Source organism: Streptococcus chenjunshii (assembly GCF_003086355.1).
GTDB classification, from domain to species: Bacteria; Bacillota; Bacilli; order Lactobacillales; family Streptococcaceae; genus Streptococcus; species Streptococcus chenjunshii.
Window position 1 is genome coordinate 1,689,085 of the sequence record NZ_CP031733.1, and the last position, 12,417, is coordinate 1,701,501.

The following is a 12,417-nucleotide window of genomic DNA, read 5'->3' on the forward strand; positions in this document are numbered from 1 at the left end:
TTTTTGATGTTTATCTTCAGCCTTATCTTTTTTCTGCTGTTGTCATATTAACCTTTGTTTATATATTATACTCGTGGTGCTAGTTAAACTCAAAATAGCTTAGATTATAAGCCAACAGGATTTGTTCAAGCCTCAACTGTAGCCCAGTTAGTCCTCTGGCAAAGGTTTGTTCCATATCAAAAAGAGTACATAACTTAGAAAAGCGCGTTTCAATGGTTCGCCTCATAGCTAACAATCTCCAATTGTTGTGCTGGCCAGTCCCTTCCATGTTCTGACGCCATGGCGTCCATAAGTGATCCCCTCTTCGTTCCAAGTTATCTTTAAGCTCCTGACTGAGGTAGCCTAAGTCTGCTAAAATCACAGATTGTCGGCAACCTTCCAACAAGTCATCAACCACCTTGATATCATGAACAGAAGCTGGTGTCTCAACATAGTTCAGAATATAGCCAGATAAGGTAACGAGCATATGAACTTTGAAGCCATAGAACCATAAGCGTTTAGATGCATTGTAACCAATATCTGCCAGCCCTTCAAAAATCCTTGCTCTATGATTGCGAATAGACTGACAAAGAGTTAAAGGGAAACTATCCATGATGACGATGGTATCAGGTGGTAGTTGCTTGTTCATGGCTTGGCGAATCAGTTGCACTAGCCAAATTAATTGTCTAGAATGTCGGTTAAAGCGACTTCTTTCTAGTAATCTTCCGTAAGAAAAGAGTCGGCAGATTCTATAAAAATGACGTTGAGATTTCATCCCTAATTCAGCTTGAAGCACCAGGCAGTAGTCACGATAAAATTGATGACAAATTTTTGATAATTGCTTCATATCCCATTGTAAATGATGAGATTTAGCGGTATACTGTAAGTGGCTCATTTGGACTAGCCTCCTGTTTGTTTCGTCACTTACAGTATAGTCCATTTGAGCTTTTTATTGTATATCAAATGTAACTAGCACCACGGATATATTATATAATTTTATTCTCAACATAATCGCTATCTTTTTTTAGAATATATTCTCCCCATTTATCTTTAATGTCAAAATAGTACGAATTTCTGAAAACGGCATCATCCCCAAACAGATCTAAATATTTTATTGCAAGTAGTTGACGTGTGTTCATAACACCAACATCTCCTAATCAATTACTAATAAATTAAACATTCAATGAAATAGTTTTATCAAAATATTGTAATTCTTCCTTTCTATGCGTTATACAAATTATAACCTTATTACTGACAGTTTCTTTTATTAGTTGATAAAATGTACTAGATGATTTTATATCTAAACCACTTGTAATTTCATCAAATAATATAATATTAAAGTCTGATATAAGTGCCCTTAAAATGAGAATTTTTTGCTTCTCTCCTCCTGAGAAGGAATTGGTCATTTCTCCTGTTATCTCTATATTTAAATCTGCATGTGGCGAAATGATATTATCAATTTCTAGCTTTTTAGCTAAAGAGTATAAAGTTTCTAATTGGTCAGAAGCTAGCTCTGTATGTGGATATCCTAGATTATCTAGTAAACTTCGATTAAATAATACAGAATCTTGATTAATATACAAAACTCTTGTTTTTAAAGGTTGGTAAATTATTCCCTTATCAGGGATTAAAAAACCTGCTACTAATTTTAAAACAGTTGATTTTCCAGAACCATTATCTCCAATAAGAGCAGTTAACTTCCCATATTCAAAACGACAGCTCAAGTCTTTTAACACCTGTACTTCATTATCTAATTCTTTGTAGTAATATGAAATATTGTCAAATACCACATCTAATCCGTCATATATTACCCTATGATTCTGTTTAGTAATATCTTTATTATTACCATATTGTAATTTAGAAAGAGCAGCTTCTAGACGATCCTTCAACTCCACTCCTCCTAAAAAGTCAGTTCCAAAGTTAGATAAATTTAAAATAGAATATATTAGGATAAGTATAAACTCCAAATTCTGTTGCTTGAAACTACTAAAATTAATTAAACCTATATAAAGAATCAAACCGATAAGAAAAACTAAAATAATCTGCTGTAACAAATATACTAGATGTATTTGCTTTTGAATTTTATAATAGATATTTTTTTCGTAAGTAAGTCTAGTATCAAAAAACTCTAATTCATGTTTAAATGACATATAGGAAAATACTGTATCAAGATTTTTAAAAAAGTCATCTATTGACTTATTAACCTCAACTGTTGAATCTAAAGCCTTCTTTATATCATTCCTGTTTTTTTGTGTCAATAACGCTGATAACACCATATATACAAGGCAAACTAATAAGTATAAGATACCTATTTTAAGACTATATTCACCAATTAAGCTAGTATAAAACAATACAGTGACAACAACTTTTACCATAGATGGCAATATTTCTTGTACTAGATTTCTACAAACAAACGATACTTCAGACATTAGACTTTGAAGAGTGGAAGATTTATAATCATTATAATATTCGTAACCTCTCGATTCTAAAAAGAGGAACAAGATTTTTTTGGACGATTTTCGTGTTGCTTGTACTAAGTCATTTTTGATGAAATTGATAAGCGCTGGAATTAACAATGATATTAAAAAGAATAACAAATATTTATAATTAACTGTATTGTTCACTAACTTTGACAGAAAATAAGGTTGTAAGCAGGTAATAATATTTAAAACACATAGGCCTCCAACAGAAATAATATATTTGAATTTTCCAGTGTCTCTCATAACATTTTTTAAATAACTAATCATCATCTTCTAATTTTTTGAACTCCTCAAAAGTTTTAGCTGGGCTTGTTAATATACGTTTTAAAATTAGTCTCCATGTTTGAAAATCCGCATCTCCCCATGCACTTTTTTCTTTGACGTAATCTATTATTTTTCTAAGTTCTTGCTGTGAAATATTCTTACCATATTTTTTTAGCATCATTTCCGAAATTGCTGAACCGCTATTAAAATAATCACTTTGTCTCACTGGTTCTACAAAATCTGAAATAACATGTCTAGTAGGTAAAGAAATGACCCTATTTAAAAAAATAACAATACTAACCATGTTCCTGTATGTTTTGTAACTCCTCGTCTAATTTCGATTCTCATCGAGTATCAGATTACTCAACAATCAAAAAAAGCTCTTGTGTGCAAACGAAATTTTTTGTTTTTCTGAAACTGATATCAAGCTATAGCACTATACTATACTTGACTGTTCGCCCAATCTTCTAGTTTTTTCTCATCACGTATCATAATCCCATGCCCTCTCTTTTCAATAATACCTGCTTCTTTCAAATCTTTAATCAATCGGGCAACCGAAACCTCGTGTACTTTGAGAAAACTAGCAATTTCTGCATAAGTAAATACCTTATTCAGCCGCCTATACTGTCCCTTTTTCTGAGCATATTCATTGATAAATCGGCAAAGATGAACGAGGGTACTGCCAGTATTATTATCTTCTTGTTTATTCATGGCAAAAATATAATCCTGAAGAACAGCATCCAACATGGCCGTTAAAACAGCAGGATCATCCTTCTTTTGCAGAAATAGATCTGATGGTATCTTCCACACCTTACAAGCTGTCTTAGCTACCACTGCTACTTCTCGTCCATTCTCAAACCCTAATCTCGCACGCGTTAAAAAAGGGACAATAGTCAAAAAACTGGGTTCTGTAAAATATTGATGGGTTTGCTGTTCTCCTTTTTCAGTGACTGACACCAATGAAGCAATGCCTTCTTCCAATAGATAAATAGACGAAATCGTTTCTTGAGGGCCTATTCGAGTAATCAATCCCCCTTTGGGAATCGTTGCAACTTCTCCCCAAGACTTAAAGAATTCTAAATCCATTTAAAACCACCTTAAATCTTAACATATGTTATGGTCTTTTCTATTTCCTTCTTTTAAAATAGTTGACAGGATAAGTTTATTATACACTATCCTGTCGACAAATACGAAGAAAAGAGGAATCCCTATGTCAAAACAAAAATGGTTAATAGCAGGAGTAACCCTACTAGCTTCAGGTGCTCTACTCACAGCATGTACAAACAGTAATTCGTCTGAAACAACGACTTCCTCATCAACTTCATCTCTATCAACTGGTGAGGTGACGACAACCCTTGATCAAATCGATAATACAAAGTGGCTCTACAACGCCGAGGATAACGTCTACTATCAAATAGGCATATCCTACGCAGCCAATCCTACAGATACCGAGCAACAGACCCTATCTATCTTTGTTCCAGGTGATTACATGACTGCCACCGATAATGACGACGGTACCTATACAGCCAAACTCAACACGGAAAAAACAGTTGGCCATTATACAGCTCAAACAGCTCCCATTGTCATCCCATTCAACACGCCAGGCTACTCTGCCATGTCTGCTCTAACAGACTACAGCAGCCAAGCGGCAGATTATACGAAGGAAGGCATGATTTATGTCTCTGCTGGATTACGTGGCCGTGATAGCGGGGCACCATTAGGGGTTACAGATGCTAAGGCAGCCATTCGCTATCTAAGATACAACCAAGGCAATATCGCTGGAGACACAGATACCATCTTTGCTTTTGGAACCTCTGGCGGCGGTGCTCAAGCGTCTATCTTAGGTGCCTCTGGTGACAGTTCACTTTATGATGCTTACCTAGAAGAAATCGGTGCTGTCACAGGCGTTTCCGATGCCATCTCCGGTGTCATGGCCTGGGTTCCTATCACCAATCTCGACACAGCCAACTTGGCTTATGAATGGAACCTTGGTTCAGCGAGAACTGATTTGGATGACGAAACACAGGCAATTTCAGATGACTTGGCAGCAGCCTATGCGGAGTATATCAATGAGCTTGGGTTGAAAGACAGTGATGGTAACACTTTAACTCTTGACGCTTCTGATGAAGGTATCTATCAAGCTGGTAGTTATTATGACTTCATCAAGGAAACCATTGAGAACTCTCTCAACACCTTCCTTGAAAGCACCACTTTCCCTTATGATGCCAGCTCTAGTTCTTCAGCTATACCAAGCGGCGGAGCACCTTCGGGTGAAGCACCAAGTGGCGGAGCACCTTCAGGTGAGGCGCCAAGCGGTGAAGGAGCTTCAGGTGATGGTCAAACGGAACGTTCAGAGAACTCCTTAGAGGCAACCGATGGGATTTCAAGGGCAACGTCTTCTAGTTCAGCCCTAGACCTCTCAGGAACCTACGAGTCGGCAGAAGATTATATTGCCGCCTTGAATACCGACAGTGAATGGGTTTCTTATGATTCCAAGACCAATACAGCAACCATTACAAGTGTTGCAGATTTTGTGAAATACCTCAAAAATCCATCAAAAGATGTAGGAGCTTTTGATGATTTCAATGAAGAACAAGGAGAAAACCAGCTCTTCGGCGTTGATGGCTCAAGCACCCACTGGGATTCACGTATGGCTGAAATCCTCAAAGGGACCAGCTATGAAAGTGCTTATGAAGAAGATATGTCCTTAACGGACAGTCTAGGAAATGACCTCACAACACGAATCAATATGTACACACCGCTCTACTATCTCTCAGATTATTACGATGGTGTTGGAACATCGACAGTTGCCAAATACTGGCGAATTCGTTCAGGGATCAACCAAGGTGATACAGCCCTGTCCACTGAGGCTAACTTAGCCCTCGCTCTTGAAAATTATGGTGTTGAAACGGTTGATTTTGCTACCGTTTGGGGACAAGGACATACCAATGCAGAAGTTTCTGGAGATGCCACTGAAAACTTTGTTAGTTGGATTAATGAAATCTTAAGTGAACAATAATGGCTCTCTATTAGAAGAGGGCTGAGACAAAAAGTCTCTCGACTCAAGCAAAAAGCAACGGTTTTGATGCCGTTGTTTTTTGTGTTATAGAGGCAATAGCGGTCTAAAAAATATTGGAAAAACTACCTCACACACATCCACTATATCACACAAACCAGACGGCTTTACCACTAGAGCTTTCCTGCATTTGCCGCCAAACCATATGTCTTTACGATTGAACAAGGTGGTAAATGCTCTGGAAGAGAGTCATTTTAAAACCTTTTATCATGACTTTGGCCGCCACCCATCCTATCATTCCAAACTTCTTCTGTCAGTTCTTCTTTTGACTTATCCACAAGGGATTTCTAAGGAAGCGATTGCTTTAGATGAACAGAAACAATAAGCTCTGAACAATTGACTGACTTCACTATCTTAGAAACAGAACTCGCAAAGATCAATCAGGTTATTGAAGAAAAACTTGTTACAGGAAAAGATGATCGGAAAGCCAAACGCTTTTACCTGAAGAAGGCAGCTGGATTTTCGCACAAGGCAAAGTTGATATAGGCCTATCTTTGGCCAAATAAAGGTTTCTTTGGGGTTCAATCGGTGCCGTCTGGAGAGGTAAACGTCAAGTCAAAATGGACACGGGATGGGGCTCTTAACCAATAACTTCCTCAAATATAACAAGAAAATCGTATCAAACGAAAAATAGAGACTCACCAAACAGTGAATCCCTATTTTTTGAACTGAGACTACTTTTGTCTCAGACACTTTTCTAAATAATTGTCTGACGCTTATATCGTTTGGGAAAGTAAGTTGTTATTAGGCTTCAATTTCTGAAACGATACCTGAACCAACAGTACGTCCGCCTTCACGGATAGAGAAGGTTGTTCCTTGTTCAACCGCAATTGGGTGAATCAATTCAACATCGATAGTTACGTTATCACCAGGCATAACCATTTCTGTACCTGCAGGCAGTTCGATTGAACCTGTTACGTCAGTTGTACGGAAATAGAACTGTGGACGGTAGTTATTGAAGAATGGAGTGTGACGTCCGCCTTCTTCTTTAGTAAGGATGTAAACTTCACCTTTAAATTTAGTGTGAGGGTTGATTGAACCTGGTTTAGCAAGCACTTGACCGCGTTCAATTTCATCACGTTGAATACCACGCAGAAGCACACCAACGTTATCACCAGCCAAACCTTCATCAAGCTGTTTGCGGAACATTTCCACACCGGTAACAACTGCTTTTTGGATATCATCTCTGATACCAACAATTTCAACTTCATCGTTTACACGAACAGTACCGCGATCGATACGACCTGAAGCAACAGTACCACGTCCAGTGATTGAGAAGACATCTTCGACAGGAAGAAGCAATGGTTTGTCAGTGTCACGTTCTGGTTCTGGAATGTATTCATCAACAGTGTTCATCAATTCCATGATGATATCTTCCTGAGCAGTGTCACCTTCAAGAGCTTTAAGGGCTGAACCTTGGATAACTGGAAGATCGTCACCTGGGAAGTCATATTCAGACAAGAGGTCACGGATTTCCATTTCAACCAATTCAAGCAATTCTTCATCGTCAACTAAGTCAACCTTGTTCATGAAGACAATCAAGTTTTTAACACCTACTTGGCGTGAAAGAAGGATGTGTTCACGTGTTTGCGGCATAGGACCGTCAGTTGAAGCCACTACAAGGATAGCACCGTCCATTTGGGCAGCACCGGTGATCATGTTTTTAACATAGTCCGCGTGTCCTGGTGCATCGATGTGAGCATAGTGGCGTTTTTCAGTTTCATACTCAACGTGCGCAGTGTTGATAGTGATACCGCGTTCACGTTCTTCAGGAGCAGCATCGATTGATGCATAGTCTTTTGGTTGGTTAACAGCTGTAGGAAGGCGGCGAGCCAACACAGTTGTAATAGCTGCAGTCAATGTCGTTTTACCATGGTCAACGTGGCCGATTGTACCAATGTTAACGTGTGGTTTACTACGATCGTATTTTTCTTTTGCCATCTTAGGAAAAGCCTCCAATAAAATATATTTTATAGATAGACGGTAGGCAATACAGTCTAACTTTACCTTACTATTTTAACAAATTACAATGAAAATGCAAGCATTTTATGCTATTTTAACTAATTCTTTCTCCCTTTTAAACAGACTTACAGCTGCATGTCTGTTCTCAAAAATAAGAGAAGCCAGGAACACTAAAAACTTGTTTAATAGCAGGAAAAAGGCTTAGAACAAGTATTCCAAGCCCTCGATACTATTTTAATGATAACATACAGCAGCCATTCAAACAAAAACTTAGTAATCAGGGACAGCGTTATTCATTTGTGACTGATATTCTGCTTCTGCTTCTTCCAAAATACTTTCTCTTTTTTCGTTGGCATCGATATTAAGCACAAAACCAATAGCGACGGACAGGACAAGCAAACTATTGCCGCCCTGCGATAAGAAAGGAAAAGTTACACCTGTTGAAGGAATCAGACCGGATATACCGCCGATATTGACAAACACCTGCATCAGAATCATCCCCCCCACTCCAAGAGAAATCATAGAGTTGAAAGGATCCTTAGCTTTCAGGCCGACATTCATAATTCGCAGAATCAGAAAGAAGACCAGAGCTAAAATCATAATTGCACCAATTAAACCAAGTTCCTCAATCACAATAGAAAAAACAAAATCTGTGTGGGCTTCCGGAAGGTAGCCGCGTTTTTCGATAGAGTTGCCGAGTCCCATACCAAACCAGCCGCCATTGCTCATCGCATAATAAGAATTGGCCAGCTGATGCCCCGAATCGGTCAGATCCTTAAAAGGGTTGAAATAAGCGCTGAAACGTTTAGCTACATAGCCAAAAATCGGGATTTTAGCCATGTTTTTCACTCCCACAACAGCAATCGTTCCCAAAAATAAGGAAGAGAGACCGACAATAATCGTCAAAATAGTCGAAAACCACTTATAAGCAACACCGCTGACAGAATACATAATAACGACGGTAAGGACAATGATCGCAGCATTTCCAAGATCGGGCTGAGCTGCAACTAAGGCTATCATCAGCAGAGAATAGAGACGCCAGTCCCTCAGGTCACTCCAGCTTCTCGGATACCACCGCCGTCTGGTCAGCGCCTGATAGTCGTAAGTTTCAATCAGTTTCTGTTTTCTGGCGAAAGTAAAAGCCAAGAACCAAACCATAATAATTTTTAAATATTCAGCCGGTTGAAAACTGATGGGACCAATAACAATCCAGCCGTGAGCCCCGTTGACCTCCTGCGTAAAAAAGCGGGCGATTAACAGCAGGACCACTTCGATCAGCATGGCAAAAGTCAGAACTCTTGAATTTTTTAAGAAATTTAATTTCAGCCGGTAGATAAACCAAATGGCCAGCAAACTGACTACCCAAAAAATGCCTTGATTTAAAACTGAACGAAAAGGGTTTGCCCCATACTGAATGAGCGTTGCGCTTGTCGTTGAATAGACAATAATTAAACCAAGTATTGAAAGCACTAAATAAGGCAGTAAAATAGAATAATTTAATAAATGCTTCTTATCAATTTTCATACTTTCCCCTAAATTTGACATTATCATAAGCATTATAACATCTTTCCCAAGTAAAAAAAAGTAAGGAGGATACAAAAAAACTGCGTTATCTCCTAAGTTCAGTGTCAATTCAAACTCCACTCCAGTGCATATATGGACCGACTAGACTCGGGCTTTTTACGGTCTTGTATCTGCGCTGTGATTTTCAATAATTAAGATGAGGATAATACAAAAACAGGACTAAAGCTAACTTCTTAGCAGTTAGCTCTAGTCCTGCCTTGGTAGATTTGGCAGCTCTGCTGCATCAGCCGGAATTCCGCAATCCGGTGGCAATACCGTTAATAGTTGTATGAATGAGTTTTTCATAATCTTCATCCAATTCTTTGTTCCGCAAACGTTTAATCAGCTCAATTTGCAAATAGTTGAGAACATTGAAATAGGGCAGCCGGTAATCCAGACTGGCGCGCAGCGAGGAATTCTCCTCCAGTAATTCATCATGTTTTTCAATCGCTAAAATAACATTTTTTGTCAGCTGCCATTCGTCCAGAATGATGTTGAAAACATCGCGGACTTCTTGCTTTTCAGCCAGCTGAGCATACTGAAAAGCGATGTTCATATTTGATTTTGACAGCACCATATCGACATTTGAGAGCAAAGAATGGAAGAATGGCCATTTCTCATACATATGCTGCAACTTGGCTAGATTCTCCGGCGCTTGATCGATAAAATGTTTAAAAGCTGAACCAACCCCGTACCAGCCAGGAAGCATAACCCGATTCTGTGACCATGAAAAGACCCAAGGAATAGCACGCAGACCTGAAATTTCTGTAATTGTCTTACGTGCAGCCGGACGGGAACCGATATTGAGACTGGAGACCTCCTTAATCGGACTGGCCTCAAAAAAGTAATCATAAAAATGCGGATTTTCAAAAACCAAATTGCGGTAGATGCGATTGCTATCTGCTACAATACCATCCATGGCTGCCCGAAAGCCATTAATCTCATCCGGGCTGGTAATCATTCGAGTAACCATTCGGTCAATAGAGGCCGATATTAGCATTTCTAAATTATAATAAGCCACATCTTTGTTGCCATATTTATTTTCAATAATTTCACCTTGCTCTGTTAAGCGAATACGATCTTTAATCGAACCGAAAGGCTGGGAGGTAATGGCTTCGTAGGAAGGTCCTCCACCACGGCCGACGGTCCCACCGCGGCCATGGAAGAAAGTAATTTTTATCCCGTATTTCTCCCCGATCTGAGTGAGCTCATTCTGTGCTTTGTACAGTGTCCATCCTGATGACAGATAGCCTCCGTCTTTATTGCTGTCAGAATACCCCAGCATGATTTCCTGATAATGATGATTTGCAGCAATCCAGTTTTGAACCAGTTCATAGCTCAAATATTTTTCCATGATGCCGCGAGCATTATCCAAGTCTTCGATCGTTTCAAAAAGCGGGACGATCTGAACTCTGGCACCGTCTTTATCAACCAGACCGGCTTCTTTGAGCATAATTGCCATTTCAAACATATCTGAAACACTTTCAGTATGTGAAATGATATGTTGTTTGATAACTTCCTCGCCTAGTTTATCTTTTAATTGTCGCGCTGTCTGATAAATAGCCAGTTCTTTTTGCAGCAGCTCCGATTTTTCCAAATTAGCTGATGAAAGAGTTCGCGGATCTTCCAAAAGCTGCCTAGACAACAGCTGACATTTCTCACTTTCAGGTAAGGCACTGTAATCCTCACATATATTAGCTGATTTGAGGAGTTCGGCAACACAGGCTTCCTGAACGCTGGAATCCTGACGCAAATCAATGCTGGCCAAATAGAAACCAAAAATATCCACGGCCTGCAGTAAATCATCAAAGTCACCAGATATCAGAGCTGCATCTCCATTTTCCAAAAGAGACTCTTTGATAAGCAGCAAATCATCTTTGAAATCCTGAGCAGACGGATAGCCTGGGATTTCGGAAGCATGCAGCTCAGAACCAACTGCTCTTATCCTGGTCTGTAAAAATTTTGCAAGAACAGAAGCATTATTGCTTCCATTATTGATATCACCGTACAGAGCCCGCTCTTCGGCCTCTTCAGCTAAAGAAGGATGAGGGGCGTTAAAAGCGATTAAGGTTTGGACCAGACGGGACTGAATATAGTTAAAAGCCTTTCGGTAGGGTTCATTTTCACGGTAGATTGACTTATCCTCAGACAGCTGGGCTAATTTTTCGACAGCCGGACTGATTTGTGTCAGACTGGTTGATAATGAAAATGTGCGGTAAAGTTCTGAAAGTTTTTCGATGTAATAATTGATAATCACTTCGCTTTGAACCGCCGCTGATAAGGCCAGTGTTTCGGCCGTTACATAAGGATTGCCGTCACGGTCGCCGCCGATCCACATACCCATAGTAATCGGCTTAGGATTATCCAGCTGCAAACCTTTTGCTGCTGCTAACTTTTTATACTCGGCAGTCAATTTTGTAATGGCTTGAATCAAGGACGAATTATAATATTCCATGACATTCGTAATTTCATTCTTGACTTTCAGTTTCTTTTCCCGAATAATGTCTGTCTGCATGATGATTTCAACATAACGGTGCAGATCAGCATACCATTTTTCTTGATTGACTACCCCCGCTTTAACATCGCGGTATTTCCGAAGCAAATCATGGATTTTGTTAGTCAGCTCCAGAACGGTTTTACGCTGAACTTGTGTCGGATGGGCGGTCAGAACAGGGACAACATTGACCTGCTCAAGGATATCTCTTGCTTTCTCATTTTCCGCCAGCATATCAATCGTTGCAGAAAGTTTGCCTAAATAGTCTGTACTTGTATTATTCTGATAATTAATTTCATAAGCCAAATCAACATCTTCAGAAATATTGATTAAAAGAGGTAAAATTGAAAAATAGCGGGAAACAACGACCATCTCATCATTAGTCATCTGCGCCAGTAGTTTTTCCAGTTCCAGATAGTCTTCCTTGACAGATAGGTCCAGAATGCTTTCAATTTTAGCAAATGCTTCATCGCCAATCATATGACGGGTCGTTTCTTCAAGCAGTTCCTTTAAAATATTAACTTCTTCCGTAATGATAGTTTGATTACTGTTGCTTTCTAATTTTTTTATGGACACACCTCTACTCCTTTAGCTTCTAA

The 12,417-nt window shown here is 39.2% G+C and carries 10 protein-coding genes; 2 read left to right on the plus strand and 8 right to left on the minus strand.

Annotated elements, in window-relative coordinates:
• Nucleotides 1–79: 79 nt before the first annotated feature.
• The 5 genes from DDV21_RS08055 to DDV21_RS08070 form a co-directional block, all read right to left on the minus strand.
• Entirely contained in the window at nucleotides 80–874 is a 795-nt protein-coding gene (locus DDV21_RS08055) for an IS982 family transposase (protein ID WP_116878224.1), read from the minus strand.
• Between the two features lie 91 nt (nucleotides 875–965).
• A complete protein-coding gene (locus DDV21_RS11770) occupies nucleotides 966–1,118 on the minus strand; it encodes a hypothetical protein (RefSeq protein ID WP_162886298.1) in 153 nt (50 codons plus the stop codon).
• 33 nt (nucleotides 1,119–1,151) lie between these two features.
• Nucleotides 1,152–2,729, minus strand: coding sequence for an ATP-binding cassette domain-containing protein (locus DDV21_RS08060; RefSeq protein ID WP_116878223.1), 1,578 nt, complete (start codon nucleotides 2,727–2,729; stop codon nucleotides 1,152–1,154).
• Nucleotides 2,719–3,027, minus strand: a complete 309-nt coding sequence (locus tag DDV21_RS08065) for a hypothetical protein (RefSeq protein WP_241964658.1) — start codon at nucleotides 3,025–3,027, stop codon at nucleotides 2,719–2,721. The genes DDV21_RS08060 and DDV21_RS08065 overlap by 11 nt, the downstream gene beginning before the upstream one ends.
• 137 nt (nucleotides 3,028–3,164) lie before the next feature.
• On the minus strand, nucleotides 3,165–3,809 hold the full coding sequence (locus DDV21_RS08070) for a Crp/Fnr family transcriptional regulator (RefSeq protein ID WP_116878222.1): 645 nt from the start codon (nucleotides 3,807–3,809) through the stop codon (nucleotides 3,165–3,167).
• A 124-nt stretch (nucleotides 3,810–3,933) separates the two neighbouring features.
• Between DDV21_RS08070 and DDV21_RS08075 the strand changes: the two genes are divergently transcribed.
• Nucleotides 3,934–5,742: a subtype A tannase gene (locus tag DDV21_RS08075; RefSeq protein WP_116878221.1), complete on the plus strand. Its 1,809-nt coding sequence runs from the start codon at nucleotides 3,934–3,936 to the stop codon at nucleotides 5,740–5,742.
• Nucleotides 5,743–5,965: 223 nt separating this feature from the next.
• Nucleotides 5,966–6,124: a hypothetical protein gene (locus DDV21_RS11775; RefSeq protein ID WP_479685578.1), complete on the plus strand. Its 159-nt coding sequence runs from the start codon at nucleotides 5,966–5,968 to the stop codon at nucleotides 6,122–6,124.
• A gap of 419 nt (nucleotides 6,125–6,543) precedes the next feature.
• Here DDV21_RS11775 and tuf read toward each other — a convergent pair whose 3' ends face one another.
• The 3 genes from tuf to ppc all read right to left on the minus strand — a co-directional run bounded on the left by tuf (nucleotide 6,544) and on the right by ppc (nucleotide 12,394).
• On the minus strand, nucleotides 6,544–7,740 hold the full coding sequence (gene tuf / locus DDV21_RS08080) for an elongation factor Tu (protein WP_116878219.1): 1,197 nt from the start codon (nucleotides 7,738–7,740) through the stop codon (nucleotides 6,544–6,546).
• 291 nt (nucleotides 7,741–8,031) lie between these two features.
• Nucleotides 8,032–9,285 carry a cell division peptidoglycan polymerase FtsW gene (gene ftsW, locus DDV21_RS08085; protein WP_116878241.1) on the minus strand — a complete coding sequence of 418 codons (1,254 nt, stop codon included), beginning with the start codon at nucleotides 9,283–9,285 and terminating at the stop codon, nucleotides 8,032–8,034.
• Nucleotides 9,286–9,568: 283 nt separating this feature from the next.
• Nucleotides 9,569–12,394, minus strand: a complete 2,826-nt coding sequence (gene ppc, locus DDV21_RS08090) for a phosphoenolpyruvate carboxylase (protein ID WP_116878218.1) — start codon at nucleotides 12,392–12,394, stop codon at nucleotides 9,569–9,571.
• Nucleotides 12,395–12,417 lie beyond the last annotated feature (23 nt).